We start from the raw sequence: 23288 nt of genomic DNA, 5'->3' as shown, positions 1-23288 counted from the left end.
TGCCTCGCTTCGGCGCGAAGCGTCACGCTCCGGTGCCCGGCCCGCCCCGGCGCCTGAACGGCCATGCCGTCAAGGCATAGGCTCCTAGCCATGCCCCCGGTGAAGAAGCGCACACGGACGTACGACTCCGCCAAGATCCGCGCAGCGGTGCTCGCGCAGTTCGGGAACGTGCGGGAGGGCGTACGCGCCCTGAGCGAGGAACAGTTGGCGCTGCCCGCGCGGCTCGGGGACTGGAGCGTACGGGAGTTGGCCGCGCACATCACGATGTCCCTCGACGTCGTGAGCCGGCAGCTCGGCCTGCCCGCGCCTCCCGAGAAGGAACTCGTGCTGCTGGACTGGCCGTTCGGGACGGCCTCCCGCGCCGGGAACATCGCCGACGGCACACGCGCACTCGCCGCCGCCCACCCCGACCTCGACGCGCTCTACGCCGCCGTCGGCGCCCGCATCACCGGGCACCTGGCCACGGCCCCCGGAGACCGGCTGCTCGGCGTGCCCGCCGGGGCGATGACACTCGCCGACTTCCTCGTCACCCGCACCGTCGAACTCGTCGTCCACACCGACGACCTGAACCGCGCCGCCGGTACCGACATCCCCCTCGACCGGCAGGCCCTCGCCGCCTGCACCCGGCTGCTCGCCGACACCCTCGCCGTGAAGGCGCCCGGTGCGTCGACCGAGGTCCGGATCCCGCCGTACGCCGTCGTGCAGTGTGTGGAAGGGCCCCGGCACACCCGCGGCACCCCGCCGAACGTCGTCGAGACCGATCCGCTGACCTGGATCCGGCTCGCGACGGGCCGCACGGAATGGAAGGCCGCGCTGGACGGGGCGAAGGTCAGCGCGAGCGGCGAGCGCGCCGACCTCGGCGGCCTGCTCCCCCTGATGGGGTAGCCGTCCCGCGCTCCCTGACGGGGCAGCCGTCCCGCGCTCCCTGATGGGACAGCTGTTCCGCACCCGCTTCCGAGCAGCCCCGGGGGAGCTCCCGAACGAGCAGCCCCGGGGAAGCGCCCGGACCACCTGCGAAGGGCCCGTCCGGTCTCCGCAGCCCGGCTTCGCGGCACCCGGACGGGAACCGGGCGCCCGCCCCTCCCGTCACATCGGCATGGACAAGCAGCGAATGACCCTCGGTCTCCTGACCCTGCTGCCCCTCGCCGCCGCGTGCGGTGCCCAGACGGCGGGGAACGGTTCCGCCCGGACGGAGACGGCGCCGCTGACCGGCGTGCACTGGACGGTCGAGGACCTCACCGTGGGAGGGAAGACCACGCGGGCGCCCTCGGGGGCGTATCTGCGGATCGGGAACGACGGTCGCGTCAGCGGCAACCTCGGCTGCAACGGGTTCGGCTCGAAGGCCGTCCTCACGGGTGACCGTGTCGACTTCGGCGAGCTCCGGACGACGGACATGGCCTGCGCGAAGGGCCCGATGGACTTCGAGCGGAGCCTGGGCCGGGCCTTCGCGGACGAGGGCCCGTTCACGGCGAAGGCCGACGGCCGCCGGCTGACGCTCACCGCCGACAACGGCGACCGGATCGGCCTCGCCGAGGAGAAGGACGCACCCCTGCGGGGGACGAGGTGGACGGTCACGGCACTGGGTGACGACAACGTCTCCCAGCCGCTCCCGAAGGGGGCGAACGCGTACTTCGTCCTCCGCGCGGACGGCACCTTCGAGGGCCGGCTCGGCTGCAACCACGCGTCCGCCCAGGCCACCGTCGGCGACGGACATATCACCCTCGGCCCGGCCAGGACCACCCGGATGATGTGCCAAGACTCACTCATGAGGACCGAGAAGACGTTGCTGGGGCTCTTCGACGGCAAGGTCGCCTACACATTGGATCATCGCGGCATCGCGCTGACCAGCAAGAACGGCACGGTCGTCAGCGCGGTGGCCGACGAGTGATCCGATCGGGGCCCGTATCCCCAATTCGGACCAGTGGTCGATCTCGCCTACACTCGGTGCCGTGCCACGTGGTGACGGTCGACTCAATCATGATCTGCTCCCCGGTGAGAAAGGCCCCCAGGACGCTTGCGGCGTCTTCGGTGTCTGGGCTCCGGGCGAAGAGGTCGCCAAGCTCACTTACTTCGGGCTCTACGCCCTCCAGCATCGGGGTCAGGAATCCGCGGGAATCGCGGTCAGCAACGGCTCCCAGATCCTCGTCTTCAAGGACATGGGCCTCGTGTCCCAGGTCTTCGACGAGACCTCGCTCGGTTCGCTCCAGGGTCATATCGCGGTCGGTCACGCCCGCTACTCGACCACCGGTGCCTCCGTGTGGGAGAACGCCCAGCCGACGTTCCGTGCCACCGCGCACGGTTCCATCGCGCTCGGCCACAACGGCAACCTCGTCAACACGGCGCAGCTCGCCGAGATGGTCGCCGACCTGCCCAAGCAGGAAGGCCGCAGCACTCGTGTGGCGGCCACCAACGACACCGACCTGCTCACCGCGCTCCTCGCGGCCCAGGTCGACGACGACGGCAAGCCACTGACCATTGAAGAGGCTTCCGCCAAGGTCCTCCCGCAGGTCATGGGTGCCTTCTCGCTCGTCTTCATGAACGAGCACACCCTGTACGCCGCCCGTGACCCGCAGGGCATTCGCCCGCTGGTCCTCGGCCGCCTGGAACGCGGCTGGGTGGTGGCCTCCGAGTCCGCGGCCCTCGACATCTGCGGCGCCAGCTATGTGCGCGAGATCGAGCCGGGCGAGTTCGTCGCCATCGACGAGAACGGTCTGCGGACCTCGCGATTCGCGGAAGCGAAGCCCAAGGGCTGCATCTTCGAGTACGTCTACCTGGCCCGTCCCGACACGGACATCGCGGGCCGGAACGTGTATCTCTCGCGTGTCGAGATGGGCCGCAAACTCGCCGCGGAAGCCCCTGTCGAGGCCGACCTGGTGATAGCGACCCCGGAGTCCGGCACACCCGCCGCGATCGGTTACGCGGAGGCCTCCGGCATCCCGTTCGGCGCCGGCCTGGTCAAGAACGCCTATGTCGGCCGGACCTTCATCCAGCCGTCACAGACGATCCGCCAGCTCGGGATCCGCCTGAAGCTGAATCCGCTCAAGGAAGTCATCAAGGGCAAGCGTCTGGTCGTCGTGGACGACTCGATCGTGCGCGGCAACACCCAGCGCGCCCTGGTCCGGATGCTCCGCGAGGCGGGTGCGGCCGAGGTCCACATCCGGATCTCCTCCCCGCCCGTGAAGTGGCCCTGCTTCTTCGGCATCGACTTCGCGACCCGCGCCGAGCTGATCGCGAACGGCATGACCGTCGAGGAGATCGGCACCTCGCTGGGCGCCGACTCGCTCTCGTACATCTCGCTCGACGGGATGATCGAGGCCACGACGATCGACAAGCCGAATCTGTGCCGCGCCTGCTTCGACGGCGAGTACCCGATGGACCTTCCGGACCCCGAGCTGCTCGGCAAGCAGCTCCTGGAGACCGAGCTGGCCGCGGGTCCCGCAGCCACGGCCGCGGCTGACGCCATCCGTCGCCCGTAGCGCCGCAGAGCCCCGTTTCACCAACCGAAAGATCCCAGGCAATGTCTTCTGTGTCTGATCAGTCCCCTGCGGCGACGGGCAGTGCCTCCGGCGCGTCCTACGCGGCTGCCGGAGTCGACATCGAGGCGGGCGACCGCGCCGTAGAGCTGATGAAGGAGTGGGTGAAGAAGACGCAGCGCCCGGAGGTCCTGGGCGGCCTCGGCGGCTTCGCCGGTCTCTTCGACGCCTCGGCCCTCAAGCGTTTCGAGCGCCCGCTGCTCGCCTCCGCCACCGACGGCGTGGGCACCAAGGTCGACATCGCCAGGCAGCTCGGCGTGTACGACACCATCGGCCACGACCTCGTGGCGATGGTCATGGACGACATCGTGGTGTGCGGCGCCGAGCCGCTCTTCATGACCGACTACATCTGTGTGGGCAAGGTCCACCCGGAGCGGGTCGCGGCCATCGTGAAGGGCATCGCCGAGGGCTGTGTCCTCGCGGGCTGCGCCCTGGTGGGCGGCGAGACGGCCGAACACCCCGGTCTGCTCGGCCCGGACGACTTCGACGTCGCGGGCGCCGGCACCGGCGTGGTCGAGGCCGATCAGCTGCTCGGCCCGGATCGCATCCGTACGGGTGACGCGGTCATCGCCATGGCGGCCTCCGGTCTTCACTCGAACGGGTACTCGCTCGTCCGGCACGTCCTCTTCGACCGGGCGAATCTGCGCCTGGACCAGCACATCGAGGAGTTCGGCCGCACCCTCGGCGAGGAGCTCCTGGAGCCCACCAAGATCTACTCGCTGGACTGTCTGACGCTGACGAAGAGCGCCCAGGTACACGCCTTCAGCCACATCACCGGCGGCGGTCTCGCGGCCAACCTGGCCCGCGTGATCCCGGACGGCCTGCACGCCGTGGTCGACCGCGGGACCTGGACCCCGGCACCGGTCTTCGACCTGGTCGGCAGGACCGGCGACGTCGAGCGGCTGGAGCTGGAGAAGACGCTGAACATGGGCGTCGGCATGATGGCGATCGTGCCCGAGGAGTCGGCCGAGGTCGCCCTCGCCGTCCTCGCGGACCGCGGAGTGGACGCCTGGGTCGCCGGTGAGATCACCGAGCGCGGGGACCACACGACGGGCGCCGAGCTCATCGGCGACTACGCGAGCTGAAGCGGGCGACGGGAGCCGAGGCTGGCGGTCACGCGGGCCGAAGCTCCCGAAGCAGCACGAAACCCGGTCCGGCGCTGAGGCCCCGGACCGGGTGAGGTGCAGTCGCTACGAGAAAGCCGCCAGGCGGGATCTGCCAGAAACCCACGCCAGGAGATCCGCTACGAGAAGAGATCGCGGAAACTGCGAGGGACGCTGTTGCGTCAAGCGCCGCGACGTTGCGACTGAGGCCCGGACTGATCGTCCTCGTCCTCGTCGTCGTCGTTGTAGAGATCCGCGTACTGTGCGTACGGGTCGTCTTCCTCGTCGTCGTCCTCGAACGGCTCGCCATTAGGCGGCTGGTTCGAAGTCGAAGCGCCCAGCTCATTGGCCAGACGCGAGAGGTCAGTCCCGCCGCTGCTGTACTTCAGCTGGCGGGCGACCTTCGTCTGCTTGGCCTTTGCCCGGCCGCGCCCCATGGCTCGACCCCCTCGGATACGGGGCTCGACGGCCCCAGAGTCTTGACACGCGTTCATGATCTGGAACGGACTCTCCGTGGAGAGACCGGTCCGTAGGGCTTCCACGGTACCTGAGCCCGCGCCCATACGGTACGTCGCCCGCAGCACGCGCCTTCACCCAGAACCCGCGAGGTGCCCTGTCCTCGCTGGTCAACCGCGATTTTAACCTCTTCTTGGCGCCCGACCCGCCGACGGACGTGAGAGTTCTCTCCCAACCGGCCGCCGACGGGTCCCTGACAAGCGCCTATGGCCTCGGCAGGCGTCAGTGACGCCGTGCCTCCGCCATCCGCTGCTCGGCGATCCGGTCGGCCGCCGCGGCCGGCGGGATCCCGTCCTGCTTCGCACGTGCGAATATGGCCAGCGTGGTGTCGAAGATCTTCGCGGCCTTGGTCCTGCACCGGTCGAAGTCGAAGCCGTGGAGCTCGTCGGCGACCTGGATGACACCGCCCGCGTTCACGACGTAGTCGGGGGCGTACAGGATCCCGCGGTCCGCGAGGTCCTTCTCCACGCCCGGGTGCGCGAGCTGGTTGTTGGCCGCGCCGCACACGATCCGGGCCGTGAGCACCGGCACGGTCTCGTCGTTGAGCGCGCCGCCCAGCGCGCAGGGCGCGTAGATGTCCAGGCCCTCGGTGCGGATGAGCGTCTCGGTGTCCGCGACGGCCGTGACACCCGAGGGGTGCCGGTCCAGGATCCGGCGCACGGACTCGGCCCGCACATCCGTGATCACGACCTCGGCGCCGTCCTCACGCAGGTGGTCGACCAGGTGGTGGCCCACCTTGCCGACGCCGGCGACGCCGACCTTGCGGCCGCGCAGCGTCGGGTCGCCCCACAGGTGCTGCGCGGAGGCGCGCATGCCCTGGAAGACACCGAAGGCGGTCAGGACCGACGAGTCGCCCGCGCCGCCGTTCTCCGGGGAGCGTCCGGTCGTCCACCGGCACTCACGTGCCACGACGTCCATGTCGGCGACATAGGTGCCGACGTCGCACGCGGTGACGTACCGGCCGCCGAGCGAGGCGACGAACCGGCCGTAGGCGAGGAGCAGCTCCTCGGACTTGATCTGCTCGGGGTCGCCGATGATGACGGCCTTGCCGCCGCCGTGGTCGAGCCCGGCCAGGGCGTTCTTGTACGACATCCCGCGCGCGAGGTTGAGGGCGTCGGCGACGGCCTCCTGCTCGCTCGCGTACGGGTAGAAGCGCGTGCCGCCGAGGGCGGGGCCCAGGGCGGTGGAGTGGATGGCGATGACGGCCTTGAGGCCGCTGGCGCGGTCCTGGCAGAGCACGACTTGCTCATGACCGCCCTGATCCGAGTGGAACAGGGTGTGCAGTACATCAGCAGGCGCGCCGGTTACGTCGGTCACTGTGGTGACTCCCAGGTAAAAAGCGGCGGTTGGGTGCGGTGCCCGTGCGGATGGCGGGCTCCGTGGGAATGAGACTAGAGCCTGCGCCGACCCGCCCTCGGTGCAGTGGTCAGGATCACCTACGGGCGGGGTACGGCCATGGTTCGATTTGCATAGATTTCTCTTCAGGTTCCGAGTGGTTCTCGCTGGTTTTCCCTGTGGTCGACGGGGGAGGGAGCAGGCGTGCCGAAGGTGTCCGCGGTGATCGTCCCGTACGCGTCGTACCTGCGGGTGTACGAGCCGCTGGCCGCGTTCCCCGAGTCCGAGCGCGCCCACTGGACGCGCTACGTCCGGCGCCCCGAGCGCCCCTCCTACCAGGACGAACTGCGCCGCTCGCTGGCCGATCTGCTGCCCACCCCGCCGATCCCCGTGCCGGTGCACGAGAGCGGCGACGCGTTCGTCGCCGAGGTCGACGGGGTGGTGTGCGTCTGCCCCTGGCGCACCCGGCTGCGCGGCTGGCAGGCGCTGGACGAGCTGGGCGAGGAGCTTCCCGCGTCCGTCCTGGACGCGGTGCTGCCGCCGCTGGTGCGCCGTCAGGCCGCCCTCGACTACGAGCGCTGGCTGGCGCGCAACCCCGACGCCCGCCCGTGGATCCGCACCTCGACCTGGCAGGTGCCGCTGAACTGGTTCGTGCTCGTCACCGACGAGGAGCGGGAGTACGAGAAGGGGACGGGCCCGGGCGGGACCGCGCCGCTGCTGCGCTACCGGACGCCGATGGTGCAGGCGCGGCGGCGCACGGCGCGGGCTCTGCGGACGCTCAGGGACGCGCTGGACGAAGGGCCGCTCATCGAGGGCCTGGTGGACGTGGGGCGCTGGCTGGAGGAGTTCCATCCGCGCTCGCTGGTCGAGCTGGACTACGGCGGGCTCGTGCACACGCTGCCGGCCGGCCGGCTGGAGGACGACCACTCCGCCGCGGACGTGGCCGAGGGGATCGAGGCGCTGCGCACCGGGGACGGGGCGACCGCGGGCGAGGCGTACGGCCGGCTGGTGGAGCGCTGGCGGTCCGTCAGGGAGCGGCGCTCGTCGAACTGAGGCCCGGCGCGGGCGGCCCCGGGCGGGCGGTACCGGCGTGGTCCGTGTGCGGGAGCCGGACGGGGCGGGAGCGCTCTCAAGGCGCCCGCTCCGGTGTGACCTGCCTCTCACAGGTTTGGGGTCGAACTCGCGTATGGTCCTCACACGCTGAAGAACCCTCACGTCCAGGACGTAGGCCCTTATCCGGGCGTATGCGTCAACGGGTGCCAAGCGTGACGGACGGCACTTACCAGGCTCTTGCATCGCTTCCCCCTCCTCGTGTCAAAATAGGACAAGGAGCCCGGGGGAGGGCTCCCTCCGCCCGCTTTTGGGGGGGAATCTCGGCATTGCACTCTTTTAGGACGTCTGGTGACTCCTGATCGCCCCTGTGACTGATCGTCACAGTGGCGTGACTGTCCGCTATGGCATGGTCCATCGGCTTCCGTCGCTGATGAACACCTGGGAGGGCAATTCCATCGGTTTGGCCGACGCGGCTGGACGGATGGTGTAGTTGTAGTGCCGAGGACAAGCCGTTCGTCCTATAACCGACTCGACTCGCGTCCGCCATTTCGGGCAACGCGGGTCAAGGTGCAGAATTTAGAGGAAAGAACCGAGAAGGTTCGGTTCTCCCGAGGAGGCCGCTCATGACCGCTCGCACCCCTGATGCCGAGCCGCTGCTGACCCCCGCTGAGGTCGCCACGATGTTCCGCGTCGACCCCAAGACGGTCACGCGGTGGGCGAAGGCCGGCAAGCTCACGTCCATCCGCACGCTCGGAGGACACCGTCGTTACCGCGAGGCTGAGGTCCGCGCACTGCTCGCGGGTATCCCGCAGCAGCGCAGTGAAGCCTGAGTCATCGCATAACCGGACAAGTCAACGGATCCCCCAACCCGTCGAGGCGTCCACACCACAGCTCCAAGCGACGCGGGTTCTGCCCCAACAGAGCTCACGCCCAAGCGCTTTTGCCAGATGAACAGGGTGCGTCGTAGATCGCGCTGGACTCCGCCGAGTCCAGCGCGATTTTTTTTGTGCGTTCCACGCGCCTGGACGGCCGGTCTGTGAGCGGCCTTGTCGAAGTCTGGGGGCGGGTGTCGGATCGGCTGTGGATGCCTCCGGTGAGGGGTGCAATTGCACATATTAAATTGACTGGTTGTAGGAGGGGGGTAAGTTCCACACTTCTGAAAACATATGCGGTGACTCCCGTCACATGCCACAGTCCTTGTCCCCCGAGAGCCCTCTGCGCTAGGGGAGTTGGGGTCGTGAGGGGGGTGTGTCACGCAGACGCCCGCGTCGGGTGGCGGTCGCGGGAGCGGGCCCCGGTCACGCCGTCGAGGGACTTTCCTCCTCCGGAGTGCTCTCGGGGTCCTGCTCGTCGTTCGGGACGGCTTCCATGGCCAGGCGCGCGAGCTGATGGCAGATCGGGCAGTGCCGCGTCAGATGGCGGTACCCGGAAGCGGCTGCCAGGTGGGCTCGGAGCAGAGCCCGGGTCTCGTGCCGAGCGGACACCGCCATACGCACCTCCAGGGGGCAGGCAGGGCGAGGGCCCTGGATTCCGGGGTACCGGCGGAATGTGACGCCGTCAAGGGACGGGAGCGCGCCGCGGGGGAGCACCCCAAGGCCCCTGTGGCCGGACGCGGACCGGTGCGCGCAGGCGAACAGGCGGCGCGGACACCGGCGTACGGGCGGATCGGGCCGGCGTAAGGGCGGACCGGGCCGACGCGGGGGCGGTGCGGGCCGGCGCAGGGCCGGACCGGGCGTCGTGCGGGCCGATCGGGTGCCAGGACGCGTGCGGACCGGGAGCGGGTACGCGAAAAGGCCCGGAGCCGAAGCTCCGGGCCTTTCTTCATGCGGTCCTGACGGGATTTGAACCCGCGGCCTCCACCTTGACAGGGTGGCGAGCACTCCAAACTGCTCCACAGGACCTTGTTTCGCAGCAACTTGTTCTTGCGCTGTGCTGCGAAATGAGACTGTACATGAGCTCAGGCCCGGGGTCGAACTCACCGCACGTGCGGGCGCCGTTACGGGACGGCGGCGTCGATCGCCTTCACGATCCGCTTGTCGGAGACCGGGTACGCGGTGCCCAGCGCGTGGGCGAAATAGCTGACCCGGAGCTCCTCGATCATCCAGCGGATGTCCAGGACCGACGAGGGCACCGGCCGGCCCTGCGGAAGCTGCTCCAGGAGCCAGGCGTACTCGTCCTGCATCTCGTGGACCTTCTCCATGCGGCTGGTGTCCCGCTGGGCACCGGTCGGCATCTGCTGGAGGCGGCGGTCCGCGGCGACCAGATAGCGCATCAGGTCCGGCAGCCGCCGCAGTCCCGTCGCCGTGACGAAACCGGGCTTCACCAGGGCGTCCAGCTGCCCGCGTACGTCCGCCAGGTTCGCGAGCAGGGTCGGGCTCCTGACGCCCTTCAGGCGGCGCTCACAGGCCTGCCAGGCGGCGAGCACCTGCTGTACCTGCCCGACCGTGCGCACGGTCGTGTCGACGATCTCGGCGCGCACCTTGTCGTACAGCTTCCGGTAGGACTCCTCGTCCCACGCCGGGCCGCCGAAGTCCGCGATCAGCTTGTCCGCCGCGGCCATCGCGCAGTCGTCGAAGAGCGCCTGGACCGAACCGTGCGGGTTCGCGGACAGGGCGAGCTTCTGGGCGTTGGTGAGCTTGTCCGAGGCGAACTTGCCCGGGTTCACCGGGATGTTCCGCAGGATCAGCCGGCGGGTGCCCTTCCACATGGCCTCGGCCTGCTCGGCCTCCGTGTCGAAGAGCCGCACGGAGACGGTGTTCGCCGCGGGGCCGTCGTCGACCAGCGCCGGGTACGCCTTCACCGGCTGGCCGGCCCGGCGCGTTTCGAAGAGGCGACTGAGCGAGCCGATCGTCCAGTCCGTCAGCCCCGAGCGTTCCAGGGACTCGCCGCCCTCGCGTTCCGCCGTCGCCGCGGCGGCCTGCGAGATCGCCTGGCGCGCCTTCGGCTTCAGCCGGATCTTGAGCGCCTCCAGGTCCTTGTCCTCGGCGAGCTTGCGGCGCCGCTCGTCGACGATCCGGAAGGTGATCTTCAGGTGGTCGGGGAGCCGTGCCCAGTCGAAGTCGTCTGCCGTCAGCGGTACTCCGACCATGCGCTTGAGCTCGCGCGCCATCGTCAGCGTCAGCGGCTCCTGGAGCGGTACCGCCCGCTCCAGGAACTTCTGGGCGAAGTTGGGCGCGGGGACGTAGTTCCGCCGGATCGGCTTCGGGAGGGAACGGATCAGCTCCGTCACCACTTCCTCCCGCAGCCCCGGGATCTGCCAGTCGAAGCCCTCGTCCGTGACCTGGTTCAGGACCTGGAGCGGGACGTGGACGGTCACGCCGTCCGCGTCCGCGCCCGGTTCGAACTGGTAGGTCACCCGGAACTTCAGCCGCCCCTGGAGCCAGGAGTCGGGGTAGTCGTCCTTCGAGACCGCGCCGGCCCGGTCGTTGATGAGCATCGAGCGCTCGAAGTCGAGGAGTTCGGGCTCCTCGTGCCGCTTGTGCTTCCACCAGGAGTCGAAATGCGCCCCGGACACGACGTGTTCGGGCACCCGCTGGTCGTAGAAGTCGTACAGGGTCTCGTCGTCGACCAGGATGTCCCGGCGGCGGGCGCGGTGCTCCAGCTCCTCGACCTCGGTGAGCAGCTTGCGGTTGTCGGCGAAGAACTTGTGGTGCGTACGCCAGTCGCCCTCGACGAGCGCGTTGCGGATGAACAGCTCGCGGCTGGCCTCCGGGTCGATCCCCCCGTAGTTGACCTTCCGCTGCGCGACGATCGGTACGCCGTACAGCGTGACCTTCTCGTACGCCATCACGGCGGCCTGGTCCTTCTCCCAGTGCGGTTCGCTGTACGTCCGCTTGAGGAGATGGCCGGCCAGCGGTTCGACCCACTCCGGCTCGACGCGGGCGTTGACGCGCGCCCACAGCCGCGAGGTCTCGACCAGTTCGGCGGACATCACGAAACGCGGGGGCTTCTTGAAGAGCGCCGAGCCCGGGAAGATCGCGAACTTGGCGCTGCGCGCGCCCAGGTACTCGTTCTTCCCCGTGCTCCGCCCGCTCTCGCCGCCGGTCTCCTTCACGTCCTTCATGCCGATGTGCGAGAGCAGACCGGCGAGCAGGGACACATGGACGCTCTGCTCGGGAGCGTCCTCCTCGTTCAGATGGATGCCCATCTGCTTGGCGACGGTCCGCAGCTGGCTGTAGATGTCCTGCCACTCGCGGATGCGCAGGAAGTTCAGGTACTCCTGCTTGCACATCCGGCGGAACGCGGACGAGCCGCGCTCCTTCTGCTGCTCGCGGATGTAGCGCCACAGGTTGAGGAAGGCCAGGAAGTCGGAGGTCTCGTCCTTGAAGCGGGCGTGCTGCTGGTCCGCCTGCGCCTGCTTCTCGGACGGCCGCTCGCGCGGGTCCTGGATGGAGAGCGCGGCCGCGATCACCATGACCTCGCGCGCACAGCCGTTCTTGTCGGCCTCCAGGACCATCCGGGCGAGCCGGGGGTCGACGGGCAGCTGGGCGAGCTTGCGGCCGGTCGGCGTGAGCCGCTTGCGTGCGTCCTTCTCCGTCGGGTCCAGCGCGTTCAGCTCCTGGAGGAGCTGGACGCCGTCGCGGATGTTGCGGTGGTCCGGCGGGTCGATGAACGGGAACTTCTCGATGTCGCCGAGGCCGGCCGCGGTCATCTGGAGGATGACGGAGGCGAGGTTCGTGCGCAGGATCTCGGCGTCGGTGAACTCCGGCCGGGCGAGGAAGTCGTCCTCGGAGTACAGCCGGATGCAGATGCCGTCGGACGTACGGCCGCAGCGGCCCTTGCGCTGGTTGGCGCTGGCCTGCGAGACCGGCTCGATGGGCAGCCGCTGCACCTTCGTGCGGTGGCTGTACCGGGAGATGCGCGCGTTGCCCGGGTCGATCACGTACTTGATGCCCGGGACGGTCAGCGAGGTCTCGGCGACGTTGGTCGCCAGAACGATCCTGCGCCCGGTGTGCGCCTGGAAGACGCGGTGCTGCTCGGCGTGCGACAGCCGGGCGTACAGGGGCAGCACCTCGGTGCCCTGCCCATTAGCGCCTCCGGCGCGGGGATAGTTCTTCTTGGTCAGCGCGTCGGCCGTGTCGCGGATCTCGCGCTCGCCCGACAGGAAGACGAGGATGTCGCCCTTGCCCTCGGCCTGGAGCTCCTCGACGGCATCGCAGATCGCGGTGATCTGGTCGCGGTCGGAGTCTTCGGAGTCCTCCTCCAGGAGCGGGCGGTAGCGCACCTCCACGGGATACGTCCGCCCGCTGACCTCGACGATCGGGGCGTCCCCGAAGTGCCGGGAGAAACGCTCCGGGTCGATGGTCGCTGAGGTGATCACGACCTTGAGGTCGGGCCGCTTGGGCAGCAGCTGGGCGAGGTAGCCGAGCAGGAAGTCGATGTTGAGGGACCGCTCGTGGGCCTCGTCGATGATGATCGTGTCGTACGCGCGCAGCTCGCGGTCCGTCTGGACCTCCGCGAGCAGGATGCCGTCCGTCATGAGCTTGACGAAGGTGGCGTCCGGGTTCACCTGGTCGGTGAAGCGGACCTTCCAGCCGACGGCCTCGCCGAGCGGCGTGTCCAGCTCGTCCGCGACCCGCTCGGCGACGGTACGGGCGGCGATACGACGGGGCTGGGTGTGCCCGATCATGCCGCGGACGCCACGGCCCAGCTCCATGCAGATCTTCGGGATCTGGGTGGTCTTGCCGGACCCGGTCTCACCGGCGACGATCACCACTTGGTGGTCGCGGATGGCCTCCGCGATCACGTCCTTCTTCTGGCTGACCGGCAGTTGCTCGGGATACGTGATGGCGGGCACGCGGGCGCGGCGCGCGGCCATGCGGGCCTCGCCCTGGACGACCTCCGCCTCGATCTCGGCGAAGACGGCGGAGCGGGCCTCGGGCTTGCGGATCTTGCGCGCGCCTTCGAGCCTGCGCCCGAGCCGGTGCGCGTCGCGCAGGGACAGCTGGGGCAGGCGGGCGGCGAGATCGCCGAGGGCGGGGGCGGGGTGCGTAGACATACGCGGTCCAGGATCTCATCCCGGGGAAATCCGTGGCGAACCCTTTTGCCGCGGCTGTGGGGACGGGGGTGTCAGGGGGCGCGCTGTGCCGGCGGCGCGGGCGCGTCGGCGGCGGGCGTGGCGGGCACGGGGGTACCGGCGTCGGGCGCGGGGGTCTTGGCCGGGGCGTGCGCGGGCTCCCGCCGGGACACCGATCCCAGGGCGATGGACCGGGCGGTGTTGGAGATGGCCTTGATGCCCAGGTAAGCGGTGGTCATGCTGCTCACCGCGGTGAACGCGGCGGTGAGCACACCGACGATCACGGCCTTGTCGCCGTCGAGCCGCCAGACCCCGAAGATCGCGACGCCGGCGATGCCGAGATTGCTCATGACGACCGCGATCAGCCCGTACCGGGCCCGGTCCTTCTCCAGCTCGGTGTCCCGCATCGCCGCGGTCTCGTCCCGGCTCATGTCATCCCCCCGAAGAACTGATCGATCAGCCAGAGAAGCTAGCGTCGACCGGGTGCGGTGCCAAGCGGACCGCCGCTTACCGGTCACGCCCGTCCCGGTGTGCGACGAGGGGCGGACCCTTCCGGATCCGCCCCTCCTCAGCCGTCCGCGCGCGTGTCATCGCACGTCGACGTAGTCCTCCCTGCCCTCGCCCACGAAGTGCTTGCTGTCGGGGTACGAGAAGACGGGCACCCAGGTGCCGTCCTGCTGGGCCTTGAATCCCTTGCTGAAGGATCCGTTCGACGCCGTGGTGACGGTCGACATCAGGTACCAGGTCGTCTTGCCCTTGGGCCGGAAGAGGATCTGCACCTTCTTGGCGCCGTACGCCTTCCAGGTGGTGCTGCCCGCCGCGCGCTCCTGGAGCACGCCCTTCACGGTGATCGTCCGGCCCTTGGTGACGGGCTCGGGGGACGCGTTGGCGTCCTTGATCCGGGTGAGGGCGCGGTTCCTGCGCAGGCTGCTGCTGACGCCGCCCTTGATGTCCTTGGTGGTGGAGCCGGCGTAGTGCAGCCGCCAGTAGCCGTCCGTGTAGCCGGGAAGCCTCTCGACGATGAACTGCGAACTGTTGGTGGTCTGCACCGTCTTCTTGGTGCTCCAGCCGGTCGTGCCGTTGGCCGAGTACTGGATGTCGACGGCGATCCGGTCGTTGGTGTCCCGCCCGACCAGGTCGACGCTGCCGGTGACCTCCAGCCGCGCGTACTCGTCCAGTCGCGCCGTGAACTCGGTGAACTTCGTCGTGGCGGTGACCGCGACGGTGACGTCGGCGGTCGAGGTGCGCTGGATGAAGGGGTTGTACGGGTACGGCTGGAAGGCCACCTCGTAGATGCTCTTGCTGCCGTACGGGTGCTTCACGAAGGAGAAGCGGCCGTTCGCGTCGGTGGTCGACGCGGTGGGACTGCAGGTGGTGCAGTCCTTGTAGTCCATCTCCAGCGGGCTGCCGGAGAGCGGCTTCCATTCCGTGCCGCTCTGGTACTGGAGCGTGCCGGTGACGTTGATCTTGTCGCCGGCGGTGACGTGGTAGCTGCTCTTGTCGAGGACGATCCGGGTGGGCGCGGCCTTCGGCCTGACGTCGACCCAGGGGCTGGCGGCGAAGCCCAGGTCGCCCCTGTACTGGGCGAAGGTCCAGCCGCCCGCCGTCGTCTCATGGGAGGCGGAGAAGTGGCCGGTGCCGTCCGTGACGGCGGTCGTGTCGATGTTCTGGTCGAACGTGAGGTCGACGGTGGCACCGGGCAGCGGCACCGTTTCGCGGGTGCTGGGGTCGCGGACGACCATGTCGCCGGCGGCCGTGACCGTCTTGTGTTCGATGTCCGGTTCGGTCGGCGTGACGGCGAAACCGGTGATGACGGGCTGCTTCTGGTACCGCAGAGTGCCGGCGTTCTGCTCGACGGTGGTCTCGCCCGAGGAGTCCGTGGCCTCGATGTCGACCGTGTAGTCGCCCAGGGTGTCCAGATGGATGGGCTGGGAGGCCCAGGTGCCCTCCCACGAGCTGGAGTCGTACTTGAGCGTGAAGTCGGTGATCGTGGCCACGGGCGCGTCCGACGCGTCGCTGCCCGCCGGGCGGAGCCTGGCCGTGATCCTGTCGACCGAGCCGCTGTAGTTCAGGCGGACGTCGAGCACCGACCAGTCGGCCTGGTCGCTGTACGCGTCCTTGACGTTCGGCCCCGCGGCGTGGGCCGTGCCGGGTATTGCGAAGGTGCCGACCAGGACGGCACCGGCCGTCACCAGTCCTCTGGCGATATGTCTCAAGAAACCCCCCTAAGGTCCCCGTGAGCGACGAAAACCCCCTCCGATTGACCCGGAGGGGGTTTTCGTTCTTGTGGCTGGGGCCGGGGTCGAACCGGCGACCTATCGCTTTTCAGGCGATCGCTCGTACCAACTGAGCTACCCAGCCACGAGGCTTCCGAAGAAACCTCAGCGGTCCTGACGGGATTTGAACCCGCGGCCTCCACCTTGACAGGGTGGCGAGCACTCCAAACTGCTCCACAGGACCAAGCTTTTTTGCGTGCGACGTGTAACCAGTGTCCCACACGGTGTTGCGTACCCCCAACGGGATTCGAACCCGTGCTACCGCCTTGAAAGGGCGGCGTCCTAGGCCGCTAGACGATGAGGGCGAGCCAGTACCGCTCTGCTTCGTCTTCGCGTTCCCGAAGGGACGTGAGAAGCATGTGACTCCGCTTCCCCCCGAGGGGTTCGGCTTCTCCTTCGCTTCGACAGAAGCTCGGGACGGTCAAGCCCTGACCGGCGCCCTTGGGCACGAACAGACTGTACTACGTGGTCTGGACGCGGACCAAACCAGATAGGGAGGCGGGCCTCAGGGCCGGTTCCCTTCGGGGAGATGGCGGCTGATCTCGGCCGTCGTGAGGCCGAGACCACCGAGCTTGATCTCGTCCCAGGCCTGGAGGTGGCGGGTGTCCCGGTCGAGGTAGAGGACCGATGCCTCGATCGGGTCCGGGTACCTTCCCTCGACGGCGCGCAGCCCGCTGCCGCCCGTCGAGCCCTCGACGCGCAGCCGGGTGCCGTACTTCATGACCTCCATCTCCTCGTGGTGCAGATGACCGGCGAGCACCAGGGGCACCTCGCCGTCCGTCCCGCGGGCGGCGAGCGGTTCGTGGGCGACGGCGATGTCGGCCGGGGTGCCCGCGGCGCGCTGGTCGCGCAGGGCCGAGGCCAGACGGGCGCCCGCCAGGCCCTCCGCCGCGTCGCCGCCCGGCGCGAGCGCGCGGTCCGGGGTGAACTGGGGGTCGCCGATGCCGGCGAAGCGCAGACCCGCGACCGTGACCGCCCGGCCGTCGTCCAGGACGTGCACGTTTTTCAGGCGTTCGAGGTAGCGCTGCGTCTCACGCGAGTCGTGGTTGCCGCGGACCCACACGTACGGGGCGCCCAGGTCCGGGATCGGGTCCAGGAAGCCGTTCTCGGCTGCCGAGCCGTGGTCCATGGTGTCGCCGGAGTCGACGATCACATCGATCGCGTACTGCTCCACGAGCGAGGCGATGATCTTCCAGCTCGCCGGGTTCAGATGGATGTCGGAGACGTGCAGCACCCGGATCGTGGTCGGGTCGGGCTGGTAGACCGGGAGGGTGGACGTGACGTCGTACAGCTTCGTCACGTTCGTCACCAGGCGCGCCAACTCCTTCTGATAGACGTCGAATTCGCTGACGATGCTGCGGGCGTCGCCGACCAGGGACGGTGCGGAGGCGAGGAGCCCCGAGTACTTCGGCTCCAGGACCGATTTGGGGTTCCAGGTGGCGAAGGCGGCCGCTCCCGAGGCGACCAGCAGGGCGAGGGCGAGGCCGCCGGCGGTGAGGGCCCGGCGCGGGCGGCGGTAGACCGCGAGGCCGAGGGCGGTGGCGCCGGAGACCACCGCTATGCAGGAGCGGACGGCCAGGTCGAGGGTGCCGTGCTCGACGTCCCGTACGACCTCGTCCTGGAGGCCGGAGAGGCGCTCCGGGTGGTCGACGAGGGCCTGGGAGCGCTCCGGGTCGAGCCGGTCCACATCCACGTCCAGGCGCAGCGGGGCCTCGTGGCTGCGCAGCTCCAGCGCCCCGAGAGGGGAGATGTTGATCTTTGTGCCGCCGGTGAGGGAGGGGCGCAGGGTCATGGTGGTGTTCATGGGGCCGACCGGGACACGGACGTCGCCCACGGCCAGCAGCCCCAGCCAGGCGCCGAGCACCACCACGCACAGCAGCCCGAGGGCGCGGGCGTACGGATTCTGCCGGGCGGCGAGTTCGGGCACCGTGCTCTTGCGGCGGCCGGGGCGGCGGCGGGCGAGCGCGTGCAGCGCCCGTCCGGCGCGGGCGGCCGTGCGGCGGACGGTGGCGGTTGCGGCAACGGGGTCGCGGGCCATTTGTCCCGTCTGCCCAAGGGGTGGGGCCGGTATGCGGAGTTCCGTCACCCTCGCGCCGCGGGAGTGCGGGCGGCCGGGCGTCGTGCCGGGCCGGGTCCGCGGGGGAGGGCGGCTCGCCTATGGCCGCGGCCCGTCGGCGGCCGGGGTCAGCCCCAGCCCAGTTCGTGCAGCCGGTCGTCGTCGATGCCGAAGTGGTGGGCGATCTCGTGGATCACGGTCACGGCGACCTCGTGGACCACCTCGTCCGTGGTCTCGCACGTACGCAGGGTGGGGCCCATGTAGATCGAGATGCGGTCGGGGAGCACTCCGGCGTACCACTCGCCGCGGTCGGTGAGCGGGGTGCCCTCGTAGAGCCCCAGCAGTTCGGGATCGTCCGCCGGAGGCTCGTCCTCGACGAACACGGCGACGTTGTCCATGACCCGGGTCAGCTCGGGCGGGATCCGGTCCAGCGCCTGGCTCACGAGCTCTTCGAAGGTTTCGCGCGTCATCTCCAGCACCTGGCCATTGTCGGGGATGGCGTGCCGGTGGCGGCGGACGACGGAGACCCGGAGGGGCCTGAATCCGGCGGGGAGCCCGGCGCCTGCCCCACATGGGGTGTCTCGTAGCATTTTCGGAGTGTTCTGTCGAATTGCCCTCGACCGTCCGGTGATAGTGCGGGCATGACACGCACCCCTTCCCCGGCCCGTCGCGGCGCGCGCTCCCGTGCCCGCAGGGTCCTCCTGTGCGCCGCGCTGCTCGCCGTCACGGTCCAGACCGCCGCCGCGCCGGCGTTCGCCCGGGCGGACGCCCGCCACGGCAGCGGCGACTGTGTGAGGACCGGGAGACCTCTCGGCCCGGAGGCCCGCGAGGTCCTCGCCATCGCCCGGAAGGCCAAGGCCGACCTGCGTCTGAAGTCGGTGGAGCTGAAGGTCACCAGCGACGGGCGCGAGGTCCTGACCGACGCGCTCGGTGAGTCCATGACCGGTGTCCCGGCCCGGCCCGACATGCACTTCCGCGCCGGTTCCGTGGCGTTCTCGTACGTCGGCACGGCCCTGCTCCAGCTCGCCCAGGAGGGCAGGGTCCGCCTCGACGACACCGTGGAGCGCTGGCTGCCCGGTCTGCCCAAGGCGAACCGGATCACCCTGCGGATGCTGGCCACCAACACCACCGGGCTGCACGACTACGTCACCGACCCGGCCTTCCTGGCCGAGCTGGAGGCCCACCCGTTCCGCAGCTGGACCCCGCGGCAGCTGCTCGCGTACCCCTACAGCCACTCGTTCTGGTACGAGCCGGGTACCAACTGGAGCTATTCGCACGCCAATTACCTGCTGCTGATCCAGGCGCTGGAGAAGATCACCGGTACCCGGATCGACAGGTTCCTGAGGGAGCGGGTCACGGGTCCGCTGGGTCTCGACAACACCCGGAACAACTTCACCCCCGACATCCCGCGTCCGGCCCTGCACGCCTTCACGTCCGAGCGCGGCCTGTACGAGGAGTCCACCTTCTGGAACCCGTCGTGGACCACCGCGCCCGGCGCCGTGATCACCACGCACGTCTGTGACCTGGCCCGTTCGGCACAGGCCATCGGCAGCGGCGAGCTCCTCTCGCAGCGCTCCTACCGCACTCTTCTCAACCCGGGGACGGTAGGTCTCGGCCACCCGACCGCCAAGTGCCCCGCCACGGTCTGCCTGGAGCAGACGGAGGCCAGGCACTTCGGACTCGGTGTCATCGTGATCAACGGATGGGTCCTGCAGAACCCGTCGTTCTCGGGTTACGCGGCGATCCAGGCGTATCTCCCGTCCGACCGTCTGGCCATCGCGGTCAACGCCACCAAGACCAAGGACACGCCCGACGGCAACATGGCCGAGGTGGTCGCCCGGCGCATCGCGGCCGCGCTGGCACCGGAGACCCCGCTGGCGATCGGCTGACGCCCGGCACCTCCAGGATCGTGCCGCACCGCGCGGCGGGAGCGGTCTCCGCCGCGCCCTCCGGGCCCGGTTGGGCCCGGAGGGCGCGTGTCCTCCCGCGGGCGGCGGGAGTTGGAAGGGGGAACTCCCGTTTCTCCCCACGCTCCCGGCTCCTTGCGGGCGGGGGACACCCCGTTCGGAGGTGGCCGCTCGTGCGTGCCTTGTACGTACCCGTCCGTCTGGCCGCCGTGGTCCTGGCCGCGGCCGCCACCGCCGGCTGCATGAGCGTCGGCGACGACGCGGGGCTGCCGGGGCCCTCGCACTCGGCGGGCCGGCGGGCCGACGGGGTGCCCGGCGGCGGGTCCGCCGTGGGCGGCGGCGGGGCCGGGTCGTACAGCGGGAAGAGTGTGAAGAGCGGAAAGGGCGGAAAGGGCGGCAAGGCCTCGGCGAAGCCGGGGGAGTCCGCGTCCGCCGACGCGTCGGCCTCGGCGTCCCCGGGGGCGAAACCGTCGGAGAAGGCGCCGGACAAAGGCGGGACCCCCTCCAAGGACACCGCGTCGCCGGGCGGCGAGCCGACCCCCACGCGTACGACGTCGGAGCCGTCGCCCGAGCCCCCGCCGCCGTCGCCGCCCGACCCCGGAACGCCGGAGCCGTCGTCGTCGGCGCACGAGCCGCCGGTGACGCAACTGATCCAGCGGGAACCGGCCCCGGAGGCGGGCTCGCCCGTGTAGCCCGGCCCCGGGGACCGCCGATGCCCGTATCCGTGGAGCGGGCGTCCGTGTCCGGGGAGAGGCGGATGTGGCGGGGTTCACGGATGTCGGAGCCGTGGATGTGGCCGGCACAACAGCGCGGGCGGCGCGGGCGGGGTAGCTTTGATGAAGCGAGCAGGTGGCTAGGAACGCACCCTGGCCTGTTCGTATGGGGCTCAATTTGCCTTCATGGGGGAAGGGTGCGTATGGTAGTAGATCGTTTGATCCCATTTGCCCGGCGCCGCCGCAGAGAGCGCCGCGTGGCGCGTACTCTCCCTTGCCGTGGCCGGACCGCATAGAGGCGGTCGTTTGCGACTTCACGGAGTTTGGGCGCGTGCCGAAGAACTCCGGAAGGTTCGCATTTCGCATGTCTGTTTCCAGTACTGACCACATCGTCGTGCCCGAGAACAACGAGAACGACGACGCGGTCGAGGCCATCGAGGTCATCGAGACCGTCGAGGCCGTCGAGTCCGCCCCCGAGCTCACGTTCTCCGACCTCGGTCTTCCCGAGGGCGTCGTCCGCAAGCTCGCGCAGAACGGCGTGACCAGCCCGTTCCCGATCCAGGCCGCGACCATCCCGGACGCCCTGGCCGGCAAGGACATCCTCGGCCGCGGCCGCACCGGCTCCGGCAAGACCCTCTCCTTCGGTCTGCCGACCCTGGCGCAGCTCGCCGGCGGCCACACCGAGAAGAAGAAGCCGCGCGCCGTCATCCTCACGCCGACCCGTGAGCTGGCCATGCAGGTCGCCGACGCGCTGCAGCCCTACGGCGACGTCCTCGGCCTGAAGATGAAGGTCGTCTGCGGCGGTACGTCGATGGGCAACCAGATCTACGCCCTGGAGCGCGGCGTCGACGTCCTCGTCGCCACCCCGGGCCGTCTGCGCGACATCATCAACCGCGGCGCCTGCTCGCTGGAGAACACCCAGATCGCCGTCCTCGACGAGGCCGACCAGATGTCGGACCTGGGCTTCCTGCCCGAGGTCACCGAGCTGCTCGACCAGATCCCGGCCGGCGGCCAGCGCATGCTGTTCTCCGCCACGATGGAGAACGAGATCTCCACGCTGGTCAAGCGCTACCTGACCAACCCGGTGACGCACGAGGTCGACAGCGCCCAGGGCAACGTCACGACCATGTCGCACCACATCCTCATCGTGAAGCCCAAGGACAAGGCGCCGGTCACGGCCGCGATCGCGTCCCGCAAGGGCCGCACGATCATCTTCGTCCGTACCCAGCTCGGCGCCGACCGCATCGCGGAGCAGCTCCGCGACGCCGGTGTGAAGGCCGACGCGCTGCACGGCGGCATGACGCAGGGCGCCCGTACGCGGACGCTGGCCGACTTCAAGGACGGTTACGTCAACGCGCTCGTCGCGACCGACGTCGCCGCCCGCGGTATCCACGTCGACGGCATCGACCTGGTCCTGAACGTGGACCCGGCCGGCGACCACAAGGACTACCTGCACCGCTCCGGCCGTACCGCTCGCGCGGGCCGCTCCGGCACCGTCGTGTCGCTGTCGCTGCCGCACCAGCGCCGCCAGATCTTCCGGCTGATGGAGGACGCGGGCGTCGACGCCGCGCGTCACATCATCAACTCGGGTACGGCCTTCGAGCCCGAGGTCGCCGAGATCACCGGCGCCCGTTCGATGACCGAGGTCCAGGCGCAGTCCGCGGGCGACGCCGCCCAGCAGGCCGAGCGTGAGGTCACGCAGCTCACCAAGGAGCTGGAGCGCGCGCAGCGCCGTGCCGTCGAGCTGCGCGGCGAGGCCGACCGTCTGGTCGCCCGTGCCGCGCGTGAGCGGGGCGAGGACCCGGAGGTGGCCGTCGCCGCCGCTGCCGAGGCCGCGGCCGAGCAGGCCGTCGTCGAGGCTCCGGCCGCCGAGACCGTCGCCGCCGAGCCGGCCGAGCGTCCCGCGTACGAGCCGCGTCAGCGCCGTGACGAGCGGGGCAACTACGAGCGTCGTGACAACGACCGTGGTGGTTTCCGCCGTGACGACAACCGCAGCGGTGGCGGCTTCAACCGCGATGACCGTGGCGGCCGTTCTTTCGAGCGTCGTGACGACAACCGCAGTGGTGGCGGCTTCAACCGTGACAACCGCAGCGGTGGCGGCTTCAACCGCGATGACCGTGGCGGCCGTTCTTTCGAGCGTCGTGACGACAACCGCAGTGGTGGCGGCTTCAACCGTGACAACCGCAGCGGTGGCGGCTTCAACCGCGATGACCGTGGCGGCCGTTCTTTCGAGCGTCGTGACGACAACCGCAGCGGTGGCGGCTTCAACCGTGACAACCGCAGTGGTGGCGGCTTCAACCGCGATGACCGTGGCGGCCGTTCTTTCGAGCGTCGTGACGACAACCGCAGTGGTGGCGGCTTCAACCGTGACGACCGTGGCGGCCGTTCCTTCGAGCGCCGTGACGACAACCGCAGCGGTGGCCACCGGGGCAGCGACCGTCCCTTCAACCGTGACCGCCAGGGTGACCGTCCCGCGGGCGGCGGTTTCCGCTCCGGCCACGACCGCCCGACCGGCCGTCGCGACGACCACCGCACGACCGGCACCGGCACCGCTCCCGGTTCGTTCCGCCGTGACGAGAAGCCGCGCTGGAAGCGCAACGGCTGACGCCGACTAGCTCGGTGAAGTGATGTGGCCCCCACCCGGTTCGGGTGGGGGCCACATCGTCGTTTCCGGGGCGAGCCGCGGAAAAGCGTTTCTGTTCACCCGTCAACTCCCTGTAATATCAGCTGACTTGTGTGGAGGGTGTGACGGCTGGGGGCCAGGTCGACGCCTGGGACGG

Annotated in this window: 17 protein-coding genes and 4 tRNA genes; 9 read left to right on the top strand and 12 right to left on the bottom strand. The window is 69.8% G+C overall.

Annotated elements, in window-relative coordinates; genetic code table 11:
• Nucleotides 1-90: 90 nt before the first annotated feature.
• The 4 genes from OG410_RS20495 to purM all read left to right on the top strand — a co-directional run bounded on the left by OG410_RS20495 (nucleotide 91) and on the right by purM (nucleotide 4618).
• Nucleotides 91-885, top strand: coding sequence for a maleylpyruvate isomerase family mycothiol-dependent enzyme (locus tag OG410_RS20495; RefSeq protein ID WP_329300525.1), 795 nt, complete (start codon nucleotides 91-93; stop codon nucleotides 883-885).
• A gap of 211 nt (nucleotides 886-1096) precedes the next feature.
• Nucleotides 1097-1888, top strand: coding sequence for an META domain-containing protein (locus tag OG410_RS20490; RefSeq protein WP_329300524.1), 792 nt, complete (start codon nucleotides 1097-1099; stop codon nucleotides 1886-1888).
• 61 nt (nucleotides 1889-1949) lie between these two features.
• Complete coding sequence (gene purF / locus OG410_RS20485) at nucleotides 1950-3476, top strand: amidophosphoribosyltransferase (protein WP_329300523.1); 1527 nt, start codon at nucleotides 1950-1952, stop codon at nucleotides 3474-3476.
• 41 nt (nucleotides 3477-3517) lie between these two features.
• Nucleotides 3518-4618 carry a phosphoribosylformylglycinamidine cyclo-ligase gene (gene purM, locus OG410_RS20480; RefSeq protein WP_392965602.1) on the top strand — a complete coding sequence of 367 codons (1101 nt, stop codon included), beginning with the start codon at nucleotides 3518-3520 and terminating at the stop codon, nucleotides 4616-4618.
• A gap of 200 nt (nucleotides 4619-4818) precedes the next feature.
• Here the strand turns inward: purM and OG410_RS20475 are convergent, their stop codons facing one another.
• Entirely contained in the window at nucleotides 4819-5073 is a 255-nt protein-coding gene (locus OG410_RS20475; RefSeq protein WP_328450774.1) for a DUF3073 domain-containing protein, read from the bottom strand.
• A gap of 301 nt (nucleotides 5074-5374) precedes the next feature.
• Entirely contained in the window at nucleotides 5375-6469 is a 1095-nt protein-coding gene (locus tag OG410_RS20470) for a Leu/Phe/Val dehydrogenase (protein ID WP_329300521.1), read from the bottom strand.
• Between the two features lie 222 nt (nucleotides 6470-6691).
• On the opposite strand from OG410_RS20470, the gene OG410_RS20465 reads away from it, so the two are divergent.
• Both OG410_RS20465 and bldC read left to right on the top strand, forming a co-directional pair.
• Complete coding sequence (locus tag OG410_RS20465) at nucleotides 6692-7540, top strand: hypothetical protein (RefSeq protein WP_329300520.1); 849 nt, start codon at nucleotides 6692-6694, stop codon at nucleotides 7538-7540.
• Between the two features lie 623 nt (nucleotides 7541-8163).
• Complete coding sequence (gene bldC, locus OG410_RS20460; protein ID WP_003949541.1) at nucleotides 8164-8370, top strand: developmental transcriptional regulator BldC; 207 nt, start codon at nucleotides 8164-8166, stop codon at nucleotides 8368-8370.
• A gap of 468 nt (nucleotides 8371-8838) precedes the next feature.
• On the opposite strand, the gene OG410_RS20455 is transcribed toward bldC, so the two are convergent.
• The 10 genes from OG410_RS20455 to OG410_RS20410 form a co-directional block, all read right to left on the bottom strand.
• Nucleotides 8839-9030, bottom strand: coding sequence for a DUF6274 family protein (locus tag OG410_RS20455; RefSeq protein WP_329300519.1), 192 nt, complete (start codon nucleotides 9028-9030; stop codon nucleotides 8839-8841).
• A 336-nt stretch (nucleotides 9031-9366) separates the two neighbouring features.
• Nucleotides 9367-9441 (bottom strand) — tRNA-Asp (locus tag OG410_RS20450).
• Between the two features lie 95 nt (nucleotides 9442-9536).
• Complete coding sequence (hrpA, locus tag OG410_RS20445; RefSeq protein WP_329300518.1) at nucleotides 9537-13538, bottom strand: ATP-dependent RNA helicase HrpA; 4002 nt, start codon at nucleotides 13536-13538, stop codon at nucleotides 9537-9539.
• 71 nt (nucleotides 13539-13609) lie between these two features.
• The gene (locus tag OG410_RS20440; RefSeq protein WP_443063772.1) at nucleotides 13610-13987 is read right to left on the bottom strand and encodes a hypothetical protein; all 378 of its coding nucleotides are present in this window, start codon (nucleotides 13985-13987) and stop codon (nucleotides 13610-13612) included.
• A gap of 156 nt (nucleotides 13988-14143) precedes the next feature.
• The gene (locus OG410_RS20435; protein ID WP_329300517.1) at nucleotides 14144-15772 is read right to left on the bottom strand and encodes a hypothetical protein; all 1629 of its coding nucleotides are present in this window, start codon (nucleotides 15770-15772) and stop codon (nucleotides 14144-14146) included.
• A 71-nt stretch (nucleotides 15773-15843) separates the two neighbouring features.
• A tRNA-Phe gene (locus OG410_RS20430) sits at nucleotides 15844-15917 on the bottom strand.
• Nucleotides 15918-15941: 24 nt separating this feature from the next.
• Nucleotides 15942-16016 (bottom strand) — tRNA-Asp (locus OG410_RS20425).
• A 48-nt stretch (nucleotides 16017-16064) separates the two neighbouring features.
• Nucleotides 16065-16137, bottom strand: a tRNA-Glu gene (locus OG410_RS20420).
• Nucleotides 16138-16337: 200 nt separating this feature from the next.
• Nucleotides 16338-17870 (bottom strand): metallophosphoesterase family protein, encoded by a 1533-nt coding sequence (locus OG410_RS20415; RefSeq protein ID WP_329300516.1) that lies wholly within the window; start codon nucleotides 17868-17870, stop codon nucleotides 16338-16340.
• Between the two features lie 146 nt (nucleotides 17871-18016).
• On the bottom strand, nucleotides 18017-18367 hold the full coding sequence (locus tag OG410_RS20410) for a metallopeptidase family protein (RefSeq protein WP_326790896.1): 351 nt from the start codon (nucleotides 18365-18367) through the stop codon (nucleotides 18017-18019).
• A 162-nt stretch (nucleotides 18368-18529) separates the two neighbouring features.
• Here OG410_RS20410 and OG410_RS20405 point away from each other — a divergent pair, with 162 nt between their 5' ends.
• The 3 genes from OG410_RS20405 to OG410_RS20395 all read left to right on the top strand — a co-directional run bounded on the left by OG410_RS20405 (nucleotide 18530) and on the right by OG410_RS20395 (nucleotide 23113).
• Nucleotides 18530-19777 (top strand): serine hydrolase domain-containing protein, encoded by a 1248-nt coding sequence (locus OG410_RS20405; RefSeq protein WP_329300515.1) that lies wholly within the window; start codon nucleotides 18530-18532, stop codon nucleotides 19775-19777.
• A 191-nt stretch (nucleotides 19778-19968) separates the two neighbouring features.
• On the top strand, nucleotides 19969-20487 hold the full coding sequence (locus OG410_RS20400; protein ID WP_329300514.1) for a hypothetical protein: 519 nt from the start codon (nucleotides 19969-19971) through the stop codon (nucleotides 20485-20487).
• Nucleotides 20488-20872: 385 nt separating this feature from the next.
• A complete protein-coding gene (locus tag OG410_RS20395) occupies nucleotides 20873-23113 on the top strand; it encodes a DEAD/DEAH box helicase (RefSeq protein WP_329300513.1) in 2241 nt (746 codons plus the stop codon).
• Nucleotides 23114-23288 lie beyond the last annotated feature (175 nt).

The sequence above is a fragment of the Streptomyces sp. NBC_00659 genome (genome assembly GCF_036226925.1).
Taxonomy (GTDB): domain Bacteria; phylum Actinomycetota; class Actinomycetes; order Streptomycetales; family Streptomycetaceae; genus Streptomyces.
This window is presented reverse-complemented; position numbering and strand designations above follow the sequence as displayed.

Bases quoted from the DNA above. Each gene is read 5' to 3' on its own strand.
- OG410_RS20415 (WP_329300516.1), bottom strand. From the start codon at position 17,870: ATGGCCCGCGACCCCGTTGCCGCAACCGCCACCGTCCGCCGCACGGCC.
- bldC (WP_003949541.1), top strand. From the start codon at position 8,164: ATGACCGCTCGCACCCCTGATGCCGAGCCGCTGCTGACCCCCGCTGAG.
- OG410_RS20490 (WP_329300524.1), top strand. From the start codon at position 1,097: ATGGACAAGCAGCGAATGACCCTCGGTCTCCTGACCCTGCTGCCCCTC.
- OG410_RS20405 (WP_329300515.1), top strand. From the start codon at position 18,530: ATGACACGCACCCCTTCCCCGGCCCGTCGCGGCGCGCGCTCCCGTGCC.
- OG410_RS20395 (WP_329300513.1), top strand. From the start codon at position 20,873: ATGTCTGTTTCCAGTACTGACCACATCGTCGTGCCCGAGAACAACGAG.
- OG410_RS20475 (WP_328450774.1), bottom strand. From the start codon at position 5,073: ATGGGGCGCGGCCGGGCAAAGGCCAAGCAGACGAAGGTCGCCCGCCAG.
- hrpA (WP_329300518.1), bottom strand. From the start codon at position 13,538: ATGTCTACGCACCCCGCCCCCGCCCTCGGCGATCTCGCCGCCCGCCTG.
- OG410_RS20440 (WP_443063772.1), bottom strand. From the start codon at position 13,987: ATGAGCCGGGACGAGACCGCGGCGATGCGGGACACCGAGCTGGAGAAG.
- OG410_RS20495 (WP_329300525.1), top strand. From the start codon at position 91: ATGCCCCCGGTGAAGAAGCGCACACGGACGTACGACTCCGCCAAGATC.
- OG410_RS20455 (WP_329300519.1), bottom strand. From the start codon at position 9,030: ATGGCGGTGTCCGCTCGGCACGAGACCCGGGCTCTGCTCCGAGCCCAC.
- purM (WP_392965602.1), top strand. From the start codon at position 3,518: ATGTCTTCTGTGTCTGATCAGTCCCCTGCGGCGACGGGCAGTGCCTCC.